Source organism: Dactylosporangium maewongense, from assembly GCF_039531485.1.
GTDB classification, from domain to species: Bacteria; Actinomycetota; Actinomycetes; order Mycobacteriales; family Micromonosporaceae; genus Dactylosporangium; species Dactylosporangium maewongense.
Genome location: NZ_BAAAQD010000017.1, coordinates 1 through 18,519 on the forward strand (window position 1 = coordinate 1; position 18,519 = coordinate 18,519).

General features: G+C 72.8%; 3 protein-coding genes. All 3 read left to right on the forward strand.

Annotated features, from left to right (window positions below; translation table 11 throughout):
- Positions 1 to 3,785, forward strand: a 3,785-nt coding sequence (locus ABD332_RS36100) for an amino acid adenylation domain-containing protein (RefSeq protein ID WP_344507276.1), incomplete at its 5' end; no start/stop codon positions are given.
- On the forward strand, positions 3,785 to 17,299 hold the full coding sequence (locus ABD332_RS36105) for an amino acid adenylation domain-containing protein (protein WP_344507278.1): 13,515 nt from the start codon (positions 3,785 to 3,787) through the stop codon (positions 17,297 to 17,299). The genes ABD332_RS36100 and ABD332_RS36105, both read left to right, overlap by 1 nt.
- Positions 17,296 to 18,456, forward strand: coding sequence for a cytochrome P450 (locus ABD332_RS36110; protein WP_344507280.1), 1,161 nt, complete (start codon positions 17,296 to 17,298; stop codon positions 18,454 to 18,456). Before ABD332_RS36105 ends, ABD332_RS36110 begins: the two co-directional genes overlap by 4 nt.
- Positions 18,457 to 18,519: the final 63 nt, after the last annotated feature.

Sequence of the window (18,519 nt, forward strand, 5' to 3'; positions counted from 1 at the left end):
GCCAGCTGATGTACCTCGGTCGCGCCGACGACCAGGTGAAGATCCGTGGGTTCCGGATCGAGCCGGGCGAGATCGAGGCCGTGATCGCCACCCACCCGCAGGTGAGCCAGGTCGCGGTCATCGCCCGTGAAGACACCACCGGGGACAGGCGTCTGGTGGCGTACGTCGTCGGCGACGCGGACAGCACGGCAGTGCGCGACTACACCAGCGACCACCTGCCCGAGTACATGGTCCCGTCGGCTGTCGTGGCCCTGGATGAGCTTCCGTTGACCGTCAACGGGAAGCTGGACCGCAAGGCGCTGCCCGCCCCCGACTTCGCCGCGGTGGCTGGGGCTGGGCGGGGTCCGGCGACCGTGCGGGAAGAGCTGCTGTGCCAGGCGTTCGCTGAGGTGCTCGGCCTGGATGCGGTCGGCGTCGACGACGACTTCTTCGCCCTCGGCGGCCACTCCCTCCTCGCCGTGCGCCTGGTGGAGTGGCTGCGAACGCGTGGAGTCTCGGTAGCGGTGCGCGCCCTGTTCGACTCCCCGACGCCGGCCGGTCTGGCCGCCGCGGCCGGTGCCGTGACGACCGACATCCCGCCGAACCTCATCCCCGTCGACGCGCAGGAAATCACCCCGTGGATGCTGCCGCTGGTCGACCTGACCGAGGCGGAGATCGAGGCCGTCGCCGGCACGGTGGACGGCGGCGCGGCCAACGTCGCCGACATCTACCCCCTCGCCCCGCTACAGGAAGGCCTGCTGTACCACCACCTCCTCGCCGACGGTGGCGACGACCTCTACGCCGTCCCCCGGGTCTTCGAACTGCCCGGCCGGTCCGCCCTCGACGCCTTCACCGCCGCACTGCAGCAGATCGTCGACCGGCACGACGTGTTCCGCACGTCCGTGGTGTGGGCCGGACTGCGGGAGCCGGTCCAGGTGGTGTGGCGCACGGCGACCCTGCCGGTCGCGGTGGCCGGCATCGCGCCCGACGCGCCCGACCCGGCAGCGGCCCTCGTGACCGCGGCCGGGCTGTCGATGGACCTCGGGCGTGCCCCGCTGGTCGACGTGCACGTGGCCGAGCGGCCCGGCGGCCGGTGGCTGGCCATGGTGCGAATCCACCACCTCGTCCAGGACCACACCGCCATCGAGATCGTCTACGACGAGGTCCGGACCATCATGGCCGGTCGCACCGGCGACCTGAACCCGCCGATGCCGTTCCGGAACTTCGTCGCCCAGACGCGATCCGGGCTCAGCGCCGAGGAACACGAACGGTTCTTCCGTGAACTCCTCGCGGGCATCGACGAACCGACCGCGGCGTTCGGCGTCAGCACCGCGCGCGGCGCCGGCTCCGCGGTGAGCGGCGCCGTCGGGAACGTGCCCGACGAGCTGAGCGCGCGGCTGCGGGAGGTCTCCCGGCGGCTCGGCGCCAGCCCCGCGACGGTCATGCACGTGGCCTGGTCCCGGGTCCTCGCCGCGGTCTCGGCCCGCGAAGACGTTGTGTTCGGGACCTTGCTGTTCGGACGGATGAACGCGGGCGCCGGCGCGGACCGGGTCCCGGGCCTCTTCATCAACACCCTGCCCGTGCGGGTGCGCACCGGCGACCTCGACGTCGTCGACGCGGTCACCGCCATGCGCGGCCAACTGGCCGGCCTTCTGGAGCACGAACACACCCCGCTGGTCGTGGCCCAGGGCGCGAGCGGCGTGCCGGCCGGCGTGCCCCTGTTCAACACCCTCTTCAACTACCGCCACAACGAACCCGGCCGGCCACAGCCAGACGCGCCCACAGGCGACCCCGGGGTGCGGCAGCTCCTCGTTCGTGAACGGACGAACTACCCGCTCACGGTGGCCGTCGATGACGACGGTGTCGGGTTCGGCCTGATGGTCGACGCGCTCGCCCCGATCGATCCGCAGTCGGTGGTCACATTGATGGCGACCGCGGTCGCGGGTCTGGTGCCGGCACTGGAGGCCGGCCTCGACGGCGGTGCCCGCACGCCGCTGTCCGCGGTGCCGGTGCTCGGCGGGACCGACCTGACCCGGATGCTGACGGCCTGGAACGACACCGGGTCGGTGGTGGCGGACGCCACCGTGCCGGAGTTGTTCGCGGTGCAGGTGGCGCGGACTCCGGATGCGCCGGCGGTGGTGCATGGTGGCGTGACGGTGTCGTATCGGGAGCTCGACGCTCGGGCGAATCGTCTTGCCCGGCTTCTGGTGGCGCGTGGGGTGTGCCCGGAGTCGGTGGTGGGTGTGCGCCTGCCGCGTGGGGTGGACCTGATCGTCGCGTTGTTGGCGGTGTGGAAGGCGGGTGGTGCGTTTCTGCCGATCGATCCGGGGTTGCCGGCGGAGCGGGTGTCGTTGATGGTGGCGGACGCGGCCGTGGTGTGTGTGGTCGACGACGTGGCGGCGGAGTCGATGTCTGATGCCCCGTTCGGTGTTCGTGTTGGTGTGGATTGTGCGGCGTATGTGATGTTCACGTCGGGGTCGACCGGTGCCCCGAAGGGTGTGGTGGTCACGCACCGGAATGTGGTCGCCCTGTTCGCCGCGACCCGGGGAGTGTTCAACTTCGGAAACGATGACGTATGGACGTGGTTCCATTCGTTCGCGTTTGATTTCTCGGTGTGGGAGTTGTGGGGGGCGCTGCTGCACGGCGGTCGGGTGGTTGTGGTGCCGTTCGAGGTGTCGCGGTCTCCGGAGGAGTTCTGGGATCTTCTGGAGCGGGAGCGGGTGACGGTGTTGTCGCAGACGCCGTCGGCGTTCTACCAGTTGGTGGCGGCGGCCGACGGGCGGGAGTTGGGTGGTTCGTTGCGTGCGGTGGTGTTCGGTGGTGAGGCTTTGGATCTGGGTCGGTTGGGTCCGTGGTGGGAGGGTCGGCCGGACGGGCCGCGGTTGGTGAACATGTATGGGATCACGGAGACGACGGTCCATGTCACGCATCGTTCCCTGGTCGTGGGTGAGTCGGGGGACAGTGCGATCGGTCGTGGCCTGGCTGGGTTGCGGACGTATGTGTTGGATGGTCGGTTGCGGCCGGTGCCGCCGGGTGTGGTGGGTGAGTTGTATGTCGCGGGTGGTCAGGTGGCTCGGGGTTACCTGAACCGGCGTGGGTTGACGGCGGGTCGTTTCGTGGCTGACCCGTTCGACGGCGGTGGCGGTGGCCGGTTGTATCGCACTGGTGATGTGGTGCGTTGGACCGCTGACGGTGACCTGGTGTATGTCGGCCGGGCGGATGAGCAGGTGAAGATCCGTGGGTTCCGCATCGAGCTGGGGGAGATCGAGGCCGTCATCGCGGAGCATCCGGACGTCGCCCAGACCGCCGTGATCGCCCGAGAAGACGTCCCCGGCGACAAGCGTCTGGTGGCCTATGTGGTCGGTGCCGCCGACGGTGCGACGCTGAAGACCCACGCCGCCGAACGGCTGCCCGACTACATGGTTCCTACGGCGTTCGTGACCCTCGACGCGCTGCCGCTGACACCCAACGGAAAGCTCGACCGCAAGGCCCTGCCCGCCCCGGACCTCACGACCCCCGGCACCGGTCGCCCCCCGGCCAACGAACGGGAAGAACTGCTCTGCCGGGCGTTCGCCGAAATCCTCGGCGTCGACCACGTCGGCGTCGACGACGACTTCTTCGACCTAGGCGGCAACTCACTGCTCGCCGTCCGGCTCACCAGCCGCATCCGGTCCCTGCTCCAGGTGGACATGTCGTTGCGGCTGCTGGTGAGCGAGCCGACCGTCGCGCGGCTCGCCGCCCGGATGGACACCAAGAAATCAGCCCGGCCGGCGCTGCGGCCGATGCGCACCACGGAGGAGTCCTGATGTACCCCCTGTCGTATGCGCAGCAGCGCCTCTGGTTCATCGACCAGATGGAGGGCCCGAGCACGACGTACAACATTCCGACGGTGATGCCCCTGCCCGGCCGGGTCGACCCCGCCGCGCTGAATGCCGCCCTGCGTGATGTGATCGGCCGGCACGAGGTGCTGCGCACGGTCTTCCCGGTCGTCGGCGGGGAACCGCTCCAGGACGTCCTCGAGCTCGCCGCCCTCGACTGGCAGCTGGTGGTGCACCCGGTCGCCGCTGCCGAGCTGCCCGCCGCGGTCGACGAGGCGCTGCGGCACGTGTTCAACCTCGCGTCCGAGATCCCGATCCGGGCGTGGCTGTTCGAGGCCGGACCGGGCGAGCACACCCTGGTGCTGGTCGTGCACCACATCGCCAGCGACGGGTGGTCCGGCGAGCCGCTCATCAGGGACCTCACCACGGCGTACGAGGCCCGTCTCGCCGGTCACGCCCCACGCTGGGAACCGTTGCCCGTCCAGTACGCGGACTACGTGCTTTGGCAACGGGAACTGCTCGGCCGCGAGGACGACCCGGACAGCGTCTTCTCCCGGCAGGTCGCGTACTGGCGGGAGGCCCTCGCCGGCGCGCCCGACGAGCTCGTCCTGCCCTTCGACCGGCCGCGGCCCCTCGTCGCGGAGCACGAGGGGCACACATCGGTCGCGTTCGTCCCGGCCGACGTCCACGCGCGGCTGATCGAGGTCGCGCGTGAACACGACGTCACCGTGTTCATGGTGCTGCAGACGGCGGTGGCGGTGCTGCTGTCGAAGCTCGGCGCCGGAACCGACATCCCGATCGGTGTGGCGGTCGCCGGCCGTACCGACGACGCACTTAACGACCTCGTCGGGTTCTTCGTCAACACCCTCGTGATCCGGACCGACCTGTCCGGGAACCCGACGCTCGCACAGACACTTGCCCGGGTGCGCGACGTCGGGTGGCACGCTCTGGAGAACCAGGACGTGCCGTTCGAACGTCTGGTGGAGAAGCTCGCCCCGGCCCGTTCACTGTCGCGGCAGCCGCTGTTCCAGGTCCTGCTCACCGTCGAGAACGCCGCGCCGGGGGCCCCGCCGGCGGGCGCCGGGCCGGCGGACGACGGCCCTGGCGGTGTGTCCGTGGCGAAGTTCGACCTCGACCTGAGCTTCAGCGAGACGTTCCACCCCGACGGCGCCGCGGCGGGCCTCCGCAGCAGCGTCACGGGCGCCGCCGCGCTGTTCGACGCCACCAGCGTCGACACGCTCGCCGCCCGCCTGGCGCGGCTGCTGGAGGCGCTCGTCGCCGACCCCACCCGCCGGCTGTCCGAGGTGAGCGTCCTCGACACCGCGGAGCGGGACCGGATCGTGGTTGACTGGAACGACACCGGGTTCGTGGCGCCGGACGTCACCGTGCCGGAGCTGTTCGCGGCGCAGGTCGCGCGGACACCGGACGCGGTGGCGGTGGTGTCCGGCGACGGCGCTGTGTCGTACGCGGAGCTGGACGGGCGGGCGGATCGGCTGGCGCGGCACCTGGCCGGGCTGGGGGTGCGGCCCGAGTCCGTGGTGGCGCTGTGCCTGCCGCGCGGTGTGCAGATGATGGTGGCGCTGCTGGCGGTCTGGAAGGCCGGTGGCGCCTACCTTCCAGTCGATCCGGGATATCCGGCGGAGCGGATCGGGTTCATGCTGGCCGACGCCGCGCCGGTCTGCGTTCTGACGCTGCCTGCCGCGGCCGCGGCGCTCGACGGCGTGACCGGCGCGGTTCCCGTGGTGGACCTGGACGATCCGGCGGTGTCCGCGGGCGGGGACGGCCCTCCCGCGGTGGCCGGCGGGCCGGGGTCCGCGGCGTACGTGATGTACACGTCGGGCTCCACGGGCGTGCCGAAGGGGGTGGTGGTCGAGCAGCGTTCGGTGGCGGCCCTGGTGCAGTGGGCGGGTTCACGGTTCGGCGGTGGCCCCTTCGAACGGGTGCTGGGCTCGACGTCGCTGAGTTTCGACGTGTCGGTGTTCGAGTTGCTGGCGCCGTTGTGCGCCGGCGGTTGCGTGCGGGTGGTCCAGGACCTGCTGGTCCTGGCCGACGGATTCGGCGACGTGTCGCTGGTGAGCGCGGTGCCGTCGGCGCTGGTGCGGGTGCTGCCCGGCTGGGACGGTTCGGCCGTGGGAACGGTGGTCCTGGCGGGCGAGGGCCTGTCGGCCGGCGTGTTCGACGCGGTACAGGCGGCGTTGCCGGGCGCGGTGGTCGCGAACATCTACGGCCCGACCGAGGCGACGGTGTACGCGACGGCATGGTTCGACGAGGACCAAGACGACAACGGGAAACGGGCACCCGGCTGGGTGCCGCCGATCGGGCGGCCGATCGGCGGAGCACGGGTGTACGTGCTGGACGACTGGCTGGCACCGGTGCCGGTGGGAGTCGGCGGGGAGCTGTACGTGGCGGGCCGTGGCGTGGCGCGCGGCTACGCCGGCCGGGCCGGGCTGACGGCGGGCCGGTTCGTGGCCGACCCGTACGGCGACGGCGGCCGGTTGTACCGGACCGGTGACGTGGTGCGCTGGAACGCCGACGGTGACCTGGTGTACATGGGCCGGGCGGACCAGCAGGTGAAGATCCGCGGCTTCCGGATCGAGCCGGGTGAGATCGAAGCGGTGCTGACCGCGCACCCGCAGGTCCGGCAGGCCGCCGTCATCGCCCGCGAGGACACGGACGGGGACAAGCGCCTGGTGGCGTACGTCGTCGGCGCCGCGGACGGCGTCGAGGTGCGCGGCTTCGCCGCCGAACGGTTGCCGGACCACATGGTCCCGTCGGCCGTGCTCGTCCTCGACGAGCTACCGCTGTCACCCAACGGCAAGCTGGACCGCAAGGCCCTGCCCCTGCCGGACTTCGCGGCCGCCGCGGGCGGCGGTCGGGGTCCGTCGGCCGGCCGGGAAGAGCTTCTGTGCCTGGCGTTCGCGGAGGTGCTGGGACTGCGGTCGGTCGGCGTCGACGACGACTTCTTCACCCTCGGCGGCCACTCGCTGCTCGCCGTCCGGCTCGTGGAGTGGCTGCGGGTCCGCGGTGTGTCGGTGTCCGTACGCGCGCTGTTCCTGTCACCCACCCCGGCCGGGATGGCCGCCGCGGCCGGTGGCGTGACCGTGGACGTGCCGGCGAACCGCATCCCCGGCGACGCGCCGGCGATCACGCCGGACATGCTGCCCCTGGTCGACCTGACCGAGACCGAGATCCGGACCGTGGTGGCCGCCGTCCCGGGCGGCGCCCCCGCCATCGCGGACATCTACCCGCTGGCACCGCTGCAGGAAGGCATCTTCTTCCACCATCTCCTCGCCGACGGCGGCCAGGACGCGTACGTGACGCCATTCGTCCTCGCCTTCGACGACCGCGACCGCCTCGACGGGTTCGTCGCCGCGCTGCAGCACGTGATCGACCGGCACGACGTGTTCCGCACGTCGGTCGTGTGGGCGGGCCTGCGCGAACCGGTCCAGGTGGTGTGGCGCTCCGCCACGCTGTCCGTGACGGAGGTGCCCGGCGTCGCCGACGCCGCGGAGCCGGTCGAGGCGCTCATGTCGGCGGCCGGGCTGTCGATGGACCTCGCGCAGGCGCCGCTGCTCGACGTCCACGTGGCCGCCCTCGCCGACGGCCGCTGGCTCGGCCTGCTGCGCGCCCACCACCTCGTCCAGGACCACACCGCCCTCGAGGTGATCCTGGCCGAGATCGAGGCCGTGCTCGCCGGCCGGGCCGCCGGCCTGCCGGAGCCGCTGCCGTACCGCACCTTTGTGGCCCAGGCCCGCGCCGGCCTCGACAGCGGCGCACACGAGGAGTACTTCCGGGAGCTTCTCGCCGGTGTGAACGAGCCGACCGCCGCGTTCGGCGTCACCGACGTCCGTGGCGACGGGTCCGGCGCCGTCCAGGTCGGCGTGGAGTTGGACGCCGGCCTTGCCGCCCGGCTGCGCGGGGTGGCCCGTGACGTGGGCACCAGCCCGGCGACCGTGATGCACGTGGCGTGGTCGCGGGTCCTGGCCGTCGTGTCGGGCCGTGACGACGTCGTGTTCGGCACGGTCCTGTTCGGCCGGATGAACGCGGGCGCGGGCGCGGACCGGGTGCCCGGCCTGTTCATGAACACCCTGCCCGTCCGGGTGCGCACCGGCGACACCGGCGTGCTGGACGCGGTCCGGGCGATGCGCGGCCAGCTCGCCGTGCTGCTCGAGCACGAACACGCGCCGCTGACCGTCGCGCAACGGGCCAGCGCGGTGCCGGCGGACGCGCCCCTGTTCACGACGCTGTTCAACTACCGGCACAACGCGCCGAGCGGCCCCGCCGGCGAGGGGGAACCGTCCGACGGGTTCGCCGGTGTCCGGCCGGTGCTCTCGCGGGAGCGGACCAACTACCCGTTGCTGGTGTCGGTCGACGACGACGGTGACGGCTTGGTGCTCGTCGTCGCAGCGGTGGCCCCGATCGACCCGCGGTCCGTGGCCGAGATGCTGCGCACCGCCGTCGGTGAACTGGTCGACGCACTGGAGCACACGCCGGAGCAGACGCCGCTGTCGCAGATCGGCGTGCTCGACGCCGTCGAGCTGAACAAGCTCCTGGTCGACTGGAACGGCCCGGCGGCGGCCACACCGGCCCGGACGTTGCCGGAGCTGTTCGCGGCCCAGGTCGCGCGGACGCCGGACGCGCCGGCCGTGGAGCACGGCGGCACCACGGTGTCGTATCGAGACCTGGACGCACGGGCCAACCGCCTGGCCCATCACCTGGCGGAGAACGGCGCCGGGCCCGAATCGGTCGTCGCGGTGTGCCTGACGCGCGGCGCCGACATGCTCGTCGCCGCGCTCGGCGTGATGAAGGCCGGCGCCGCGTACCTGCCGATGGACCCCGCACTGCCCGCGGATCGGATCTCGTTCGTCCTGGCCGACTCCGGCGCCCTGTGCGTCCTCACCGACGCCGCGTCCCACGGCCGGCTGTCCTCCTCCGGGCGCCCGATCGTGGATCTCAGCGACACCCGGGTCGTCGAGGAACTGTCCCGGCACTCCGCCGAAGATCCGGCAGTGCCGCTGCGGCCCGGGCATCCGGCATACGTCATCTACACATCGGGGTCGACGGGTGTGCCGAAGGGCGTCGCGGTCGAACAGGGCTCGGCCGCGGCGCTGGTCATGTGGGCGGGGGAACGGTTCGGCGGCACCGGGTTCCGGCGGGTGCTGGGCTCCACCTCGTTGAGCTTCGACGTGTCGGTGTTCGAGCTGTGGGGTCCGTTGTGTGCGGGCGGTCGTGTCCGCCTCGTCGACGATCTGCTGGCCCTCGCGGACGGGCCGGACGCACCACGCGACGTCTCGCTGGTGAGCGCGGTCCCGTCGGCTTTGGCACGGGTGCTGGGTGACTGGGACGGCGCGGGCGTGGAGACCGTGGTGCTGGCCGGCGAGGGCCTGTCGGCGGGCGTGTTCGGTGACGTGCGGGCCGCGTTGCCGGGCGCGCGCGTGGCCAACATCTACGGCCCGACCGAGGCGACGGTGTACGCGACGGCGTGGTTCGACGACGGTGGGGACCGGGAAGCCGGCTGGGTGCCGCCGATCGGGAAGCCGATCGCCGGAGCACGGGTGTACGTCCTCGACAACGGCCTGATGCCCGTCCCGGTGGGCGTGGCGGGGGAGCTGTATCTGGCCGGTCCCGGCCTGGCGCGCGGCTACGTGCGCCGCCCCGGCCTGACGGGAGAGCGGTTCGTCGCGGACCCGTACGGCGAGGGTGCCCGGCTGTACCGCACCGGCGACGTGGTGCGCTGGAACGCCGACGGCGACCTGGTGTACCTGGGCCGTGCCGACGAGCAGGTGAAGATCCGCGGATTCCGGATCGAACCGGGCGAGATCGAGGCCGTCCTGACCGGGCACCCGCAGGTGCGGCAGGCGGCCGTCCTCGCCCGTGAGGACGCGGACGGTGACAAGCGTCTGGTGGCGTACGTGGTCGGGGAAGCCGACACCGCCCCGCTCCGCCAGTACGTCGGCGAGCGCCTGCCGGAGTACATGGTGCCGGCCGCCGTGGTGGTGCTGAACGAACTGCCGCTGTCGCCGAACGGCAAGCTGGACCGCCGGGCCCTGCCCGCGCCGGACTTCGCGGCGGCGGCCGGATCCGGGCGCGGCCCGGCCACCGTCCGCGAAGAACTGCTGTGTCTCGCGTTCGCCGACGTTCTGGGCCTGGACACGGTCGGCGTCGACGACGACTTCTTCACGATCGGCGGCCACTCCCTGCTCGCCGTCCGGCTGGTCAGCCGGGTCCGCACCACACTGGGTGTCGAGGTGTCACTGCGCAGCCTGTTCGATGCGCCCACCCCGGCGGGGCTGGCCGCCCGGCTGGCCGGCGCCGGCACGGCCCGCGCCGCGCTGGTCCCGGCGGCCCGCCCGCCGCGTCTGCCGCTGTCGTTCACGCAGCAGCGCCTGTGGTTCATCGGACAGCTCGAAGGCGCCGGCGCGACCTACAACCGGCCGATGGTCGTGCGGCTCGACGGCGACGTCGACCACGCCGCGCTCGGGGCCGCGTGGCGCGACGTGATCGGCCGGCACGAGGTCCTGCGGACGGTCTTCCCGACCGATGACGACGGCCGTCCGTACCAACGCATCATCGGCCTCGAGGACCTGGACTGGCAGTTGCAGACGGCCGACGTCGCCCCGGCGGACCTGGAGTCGCGGGTCGCGGCCGCCGCCGGGTACACCTTCGATCTGGCCGCCGAGGCGCCGATCCGGGCCTGGCTGTTCAGCAACACCGGCCACCGGACCGATGCCGTCATGGTCGTCGTCGTGCACCACATCGCCAGCGACGGCTGGTCGACCAAACCGCTCACCGAAGATCTGTCGCGGGCGTACGCGGCCCGGCGGGAGGGGCGCGCCCCGGTGTGGGCGCCGCTACCGGTCCAGTACGCCGACTACACGCTGTGGCAGCGCGACCTGCTGGGCGACGACGGCGACCCGGGCAGCCCGATCTCCCGGCAGGTCGCCTACTGGCGGCAGGCCCTCGCCGGAGCCCCGGAGGAGCTGACCCTGCCGGTCGACCGCCCCCGGCCCGCGGTCTCCCGTCATCTCGGGTACACCGTGCCGGTGCGGATCCCGGCCGACGTGCACGCCCGGGCCCGCACGGTCGCCCGCGAGCAGGGCGTGACAGTGTTCATGCTGCTGCAGGCCGCCCTGGCGGTGCTGGTCGCGAAGCTGGGCGCGGGCACGGACATCCCGATCGGCTCTGCGGTCGCGGGCCGCACCGACGAAGCCCTTGACGATCTCGTCGGGTCGTTCGTCAACACGTTGGTCATCCGCACCGACGTGTCCGGTGACCCGACCTTCGCGGCGCTGCTGGCCCGTGTGCGCGAGCGGACCCTGGCCGCGTTCGAGCACCAGGACGTGCCGTTCGAGCGGCTGGTCGAGGAGCTGGCCCCGGCCCGCTCGCTGGCCCGGCACCCGCTGTTCCAGGTGCTGCTCACGATGCAGAACAACGCCGGCGCTGACCTGGACCTGCCCGGTGTACGCGCCGGCGAGGTCCCGTACACGACGGCGGCACCGGGCGAGGTGAACGCGGCGGTCGCCGAGGCGATGACGACCGCCGTCAAGTTCGACATCGACGTGATCGTCGGGGAGGCCTTCGCCCCGGACGGCGCCCCGGACGGCATCTTCGGCGGTCTCAGCGGCTCGGTGGACCTCTTCGACGCGCCGACCGTCGCCGTCATCGCCGAGCGCTGGATACGCGTCCTGGCCGCCGCCACGGCCGCCCCCGATCGGCCGGTCTCCGCGATCGACGTGCTGACCGCCGACGAGCGGCACCGGCTGCTGGCGGACTGGAACGACACGTCCACCGACCTGCCCGACCGGACGGTACCCGAGATGATCACCGCCCAGGCGGCCCGGACGCCCGACACGGTCGCGCTCGTCTGCGACGGGTCCGAGGTCTCGTACCGGGACCTGGAGGCGCGGGCCAACCGCCTGGCGAGGTTCCTGACCGGGCTCGGCGTGCGCACCGAGTCGGTGGTGGGCCTGTGCCTGCCACGCGGCCTCGACACGATCGTGGCGATGCTGGCGGTGTGGAAGGCCGGCGGCGCGTACCTGCCGCTCGACCCGGCCCACCCGGCAGACCGGATCTCGTTCATGCTCGCCGACGCGCGGGCGGCCGTGCTGGTCGCGACCGAGGACCTGCTGGACGAGCTGCCGGTCGGCCGGCTGCGCACCCTCGCGCTGGACGACCTGCGGCTGGCACGCACGTCCGCCGACCCCGTGGACGCCCGCGCGCTGCCGGGGCAGCTGGCGTACGTCATCTACACGTCCGGGTCGACCGGGGCGCCGAAGGGGGCCGGCGTGACGCACGGGGGCCTGGCCAACTACGTCGCCTCGGTGCCGTCGCGGGTCGGGCTGGCCGGGCCGGGCCGCTACGGGGTGCTGCAGGGGCAGGTCACCGACCTCGGCAACACCGTGGTGTTCGGGGCGCTGACGACCGGCGGAACCCTTGTCGTGGCGCCGGAACCGGTGGTCACCGACCCGGCCGGGATGGCCGGCTTCGTGGCCACGCATCGCATCGACGCGATGAAGATCGTGCCCTCGCACCTGGCCGCCCTCGGCGCGGGGCCGGCCGGGCTGCCCGGCGTGCTGCCCGGGCGGGCGGTCGTCCTCGGGGGCGAGGCGGCCCCGGCGGACCTGGTGCGCGAGCTGCTGGCCGGCGACGAGCGCGCGGTCTTCAACCACTACGGGCCCACCGAGACCACGATCGGGGTGCTGACGGCCCGGCTGGACGGGGCGGTGCCGGCGCCGATCGGCCGGCCGGTCGCGAACACCCGCGCGTACGTGCTCGACGACCAGCTCACGCCCGTCCCGGCCGGTGTGGCCGGCGAACTGTACGTCGCTGGGGCACAACTGGCCCGCGGGTACGTGGGCCGCCCCGCCCTGACGGCCGAACGTTTCGTGGCCGACCCGTTCGACAGCACCGGTGGCGGCCGGCTCTACCGCACCGGGGACGTCGTGCGCCGCACCCGCGACGGCGACCTGGTGTACCTGGGCCGCGCCGACGAGCAGGTGAAGCTCCGCGGGTTCCGCGTCGAGCCGGGCGAGGTCGAGGCCGTGCTGACCACGCACCCGCAGGTCGCACTCGCCGCTGTCGTCGCCCGCGAGGACGCCGCCGGGGAACGCCGCCTGGTGGCCTACGTCGTCCCCGTCGACACGGACGACCCGGTGCCGCCGGCCACGGTGAAGCAGTTCCTCGCCGGTCGTCTTCCCGATCATCTGGTGCCGGCGGCCGTTGTGACCCTGGCGGAGCTGCCGCTGACCGGCAACGGGAAGCTGGACCGCCGCGCCCTGCCCGCGCCGGAGGTCACCACCACCGCCCGATCGGGGCGCGGCCCGGCCGACGCCCGCGAAGAGCTGCTGTGCCAGGCGTTCGCGCAGATCCTCGGGCTCGACACGGTCGGCGTCGACGACGACTTCTTCGACCTGGGCGGCCATTCTCTCCTGGCGGTCAGGCTGGTCAGCCGCATCCGCACGCTGCTGGGCACCGAGGTCGACATCCGCACCCTGTTCGAGGTGCCGACACCGGCCGGTCTGGCCGGGCGGCTCTCGACCGCCCGGGCGGCGCGGGCCGCGCTGACCCCGCAGACACGCCCCGCGCGGATCCCGCTGTCGTACGGCCAGCGCCGCCTGTGGATCATCGACCAGCTGGAAGGGGCGAGCCCGACGTACAACATCCCGGTCGTCGTCCGGCTGCCCGGCCGGGTCGACCGGGACGCCCTCGCCGCCGCGCTGCGTGACGTACTCGGCCGGCACGAGGTGCTGCGGACCGTCTTCCCGACCGCCGACGGCGAGCCGTTCCAGCGCATCGTCGGCCTCGACGACCTGGACTGGCACCTGCGGGTCGCCGAGGTCGCCGGCGCCGACCTGCCCGCGGCGATCGCCGAGGCCGAGCGGCACGTCTTCCACCTGGCGACCGAGGTGCCCATCCGGGCCTGGCTCTTCACCGCCGGGCCCGAGGACAACGTGCTCGTCGTCGTGGCACACCACATCGCCAGCGACGGCTGGTCCTGGGGGCCGCTCGGCGACGACCTCACCACGGCCTACGAGGCCCGCCGCGAGGGTCGCGAACCGTCCTGGACGCCGCTGCCCGTGCAGTACGCGGACTATGCGCTGTGGCAGCGGCAGCTGCTCGGCGACGACCAGAACCCGGACAGCCTCATCTCCCGGCAGGTGGCCCACTGGCGGCGGGCCCTGGCGGGGCTGCCGGAGGAGCTGAGCCTGCCGTTCGACCGGCCGCGGCCCGCGTTGATCGGCCACAGCGGCACCCGCACCATGCTCGCCGTGCCCGCGCCGGTGCACGCCCGGCTGCTCGCGGTGGCCCGGGACCAGGGCGTCACCATGTTCATGGTGCTGCAGGCGGCCCTGGCCGCGCTGCTGTCCAAACTCGGCGCCGGCACGGACGTCCCGATCGGCTCGGCCGTCGCCGGGCGCACCGACGAGGCCCTCGACGGCCTGGTCGGGTACTTCGTCAACACCTTCGTGATGCGCACCGACCTCTCGGGCGACCCGACGTTCGCGGAGCTGCTGGCCCGCGTGCGCGAGACGGCACTGTCGGCGTTCGAGCACCAGGACGTGCCGTTCGAACGGCTCGTGGAGGAACTCTCACCGGCCCGTTCCCTGGCGCGGCACCCGCTGTTCCAGGTGATGCTGTTGCTGCAGGACGCCGCCGTCGCCGAGGCGGACCCCGCCGGCGGCGACACCGCGCCGGACCAGGCCGCGACCGCGAAGTTCGACCTCGACTTCAGCATCGGCGAGGTGTACGCCCCGGACGGCACGCCCGCGGGCCTGTATGGCGGTCTGGTCGCCGCGACCGACCTGTTCGACCCCGCGTCGGCCCGCCGGATCGCCGAGCGCTGGGTGCGCGTGCTGGACGCGGTCAGCTCCGACCCCGGGATCCGGCTCAGCGAGGTCGAGGTCCTGGCCGGCGACGAACGGGCGACCATCCTCACGACGTGGAACGACACGGCCGCCGCGATCCCCGCCGCGACTGTCGTCGGCCTGTTCGAGGACCAGGCCGTCCGTACACCGGAAGTAGTGGCGATCTTCGCGGGCGACGCGGAGGTCACGTACGCGGAACTCGACGGGCGCGCCAACCGCCTCGCCCGGCTGCTGATCGAGCGGGGCGTCGGGCCGGACACCATCGTCGCCGTGGTGCTGGAGCGGGAGGTCGAGCTCGTCGTGGCGCTCCTGGCCGTGCTCAAGGCCGGGGCCGCGTACCTGCCGATCGACCCCGCCTATCCCGCCGGCCGCACCGCGTTCGTGCTCGCCGACTCCGGCGCGGTGTGCCTCATCAGCGACCGGAGCCTGCTCGACCGGCTCGAGGAGTTCGAGGTGCGCGTCGGCGGCTACGACATCGTGCCGGTCGTGCTGCTCGACGACCCCGCCGTCGCCGATGACCTGGCCGCACGGCCCGGCGGACCGGTCGAGCACGCCGCGCTGCTGCCGGAGCACCCGATCTGGGTCATCTACACCTCCGGATCCACCGGCCGGCCCAAGGGGGTGCTCGTCGGGCACCGCGCCGTCGTGAACTTCCTGATGTCGATGCGCGAACGGTTCGCGTTCCGCCCCGGCGACCGGCTGCTGGCCGTCAGCACGGTCGGCTGCGACATGGCGGGCCTGGAGTTCTACCTCCCGCTCATCTGCGGCGTACCGATGATTCTCGCGTCGCAGGAACAGGTGCTCGACCCGTGGGCGCTGCGGGACCTGATCCGGACCCGGGCCGCGACGGTCGTGCACGCCACGCCCAGCCTCTGGCGCGGTCTCGTCGCCGACGACGACGATCACATCGACTGGACGCGGATCCGGGTGTACGTCGGCGCCGAGGCGCTGCCCGAAGACCTGGCCCGGACCCTTCTGGCGCGCACACCGGCACTGACCAACATGTACGGCCCGACCGAGACCACCGTCTGGTCCACGGCGAAACTGATCGACGGCGACGCCGCCGACCTGACGTCCATCGGCGGCCCGATCGCCAACACCCGGCTGTACGTGCTCGACGACGCGCTCGTGCCGGTCGCGCCGGGCGTCCACGGCGAGCTCTACATCGCCGGTGACGGCCTGGCCCGCGGCTACCTGGGCAGGCCCGGTCTGTCGGCCGAACGGTTCGTCGCCTGCCCGTTCGGCGGCGGCCGGATGTACCGCACCGGCGACGTGGTGCGCTGGCACGGCGACGGAGACCTCGCGTTCCTCGGCCGCGTCGACGACCAGGTGAAGATCCGCGGCTTCCGGGTCGAGCTCGGCGAGGTCGAGGCCGTCGTCGCCGCTCACCCCCGGGTCGCCCAGGCCACCGTGATCGCCCGCGAGGACGAACCGGGGGACCGGCGCCTGGTCGCCTACGTCGTGGCGGACCGGGACGTCGAGGACGACCTGCCCGCCCAGGTGCGGACGTTCGTGGCGGTGCGCCTCCCGGCGTACATGGTCCCGTCGGCGGTCGTCGTGCTCGACGCGATGCCCCTGATGCCGAACGGCAAGCTCGACCGCAAGGGCCTGCCCGCCCCCGACCCGACGGCCGTGCCGACGATCGACATCAGCACGGTCACCGCCCTGGAGCGCCACATCCGCGAGGTGTTCGCCGAGGTCCTCGGGCTGGAGTCGGTCGGCGTCGACGACGACTTCTTCGAGCTGGGCGGTCACTCGCTGCTGGCCGTGCGGGCGGTCGCCCGGTTGAAGGAGCGGGGCATGTCGTTCGCGGTCCGCGACATCTTCGCCGCGCCGACCGTGAGCGGCCTGATGGACCGCACGAACCTGTCGTCGTTGCGCGATGTGCTCGACGTGCTGCTGCCGATCAGGGAGAAGGGCGACCGGGCGCCCCTGTTCTGCTTCCACCCCGCCGGCGGCCTGAGCTGGTGCTACATGCCGATGGCCGGATTCGTGCCGAGCGACATCCCGGTGTACGCCCTGCAGGCGCGGGGGCTGGACGGGCAGACCGCGTTCGCGACCACGATGGAGGAGATGGCGCAGGACTACCTCGACCAGATGCGCACCGTCCAGCCCACCGGGCCGTACCGTCTGCTCGGCTGGTCCTCCGGCGGGCGCGTCGCGCACGAGATCGCGGTCAAGCTCCAGGAGGCCGGCGACGAGGTGTCGGCGCTGATCCTCCTCGACGTCTATCCGCCACCCCCCGTTCCCGATCCAGCGTCGCAGACGGCCGATCCGGCCGAGCTGGAGGAGCTGCCGCCGGACCCCGAGGCGGAGCTGCAGGACCTGAGGGACTGGGTCCGCCGGCTGACCGGCCCGCTGGGCGGACTGTCGGACGACGACTGCATGCGCCTCGCCCGGCTGTTCCAGAACAGCCGGCGGATCTCCGCCGAACACACGTACCGGCGGTTCGACGGCGACGCTCTGGTGCTCGTCGCGGCGGCGGACCGGCCGGACGACGCCCCGACCGCCCAGGCATGGGAGCCCTACGTGGGCGGCACGATCCGGGAGGCCCGGATCCCCTGCCTGCACAGCCAGATGGTGGACCCGCAATGGCTCGGCGACGTCTGGGCGGCGATCGCGGACGTGATGCAGTGAGCGGCTCCTCGGACCGGCTCGGCCCGCTCCCCGCGTTTCTCGGCACCGACGCGCGGCAACCGGTCGCCTGGGTCCGGATGCCCACCGGTGACGAGATGTGGGTGGTGAGCGACTACACGCTCGCCCGCATCGTGCTCACCGATCCGCGGTTCAGCCGGGCCGCGGCGGCCCGGCCGGAGGCGCCGAAGTTCAACACCGCCAACCCGTCGCGCAACTCCATCATGAGCATGGACGGCAGCGAACACACCCGGCTGCGCCGGCTGGTGAACGGCGCGTTCACCCCGTCCCGCACCGCCGCGATGACCCGGTACGTGGAGGAGCTCACCGACCGGCTCCTGACAGAGGTCGCCGAGACCGGGCCGCCGGCCGACCTCATCGCGTCGTTCGCCACCCCGTTGCCGATCGCCGTGCTCACCCGCCTGCTCGGCGTGCCCCTGGAGGACGGCGAGCAGTTCCGGACCCGGGTCGAGATGCTCTTCGACATCACCTTCAGCACCCCGCGGGAGAAGGCGCAGCACGGCATGGCGCTGGTGGCGTACATGACCGGGCTGATCGAACGCAAACGCCGGCACCCCGGGGACGACCTGATCAGCGCGCTCATCGCCGCGCAGGACGGTGGCGCGCTGTCCTCGGAGGCGCTGCTCCACCTCGGCCTGGCCCTGCTGATGGCCGGGTACGAGACGACAGTCGGCCAGCTCGGGCTGGCGGCGCTGTGGTACCTGACCGAGCCGTCGCTGCGGGCGAGACTCGACGGCGGTGAGGTGTCCGGGGCGATCGTCGAGGAGCTCATCCGGCTGACCCCCGCGGCGTCGGTGAGCTTCCCCCGGGTCGCCCTGGAAGACGTGCGTCTGGGCGACGTCACCGTCCGGGCCGGGCAGGCCGCGCTCGTCGACGTGGTGCACGCCAACCGCGACGGGCAGGTGTTCCCGGATCCCGGGCGGCTCGAGGCCGACGGGCGCGCGACCGCTCACCTCACGTTCGGGATCGGCCCGCACTACTGCGTCGGTGCCCCGCTCGCGCGCATGCAGGTGCGGACGGCGCTGAGCAGGATGATCGCCCGGTTTCCCGGCCTGGCGCTCGCCCCTGGGCCGGACGCGGTGCGGTGGAAGGACGGGCTGACCACCCGGGGCCTGACCCACCTCCACGTCACCTGGTGACGGGTCCGGCCCGGCCGGACCCGATGATGGTGTTCAACCGTCGGCATTCTTCAGTTGAACGTC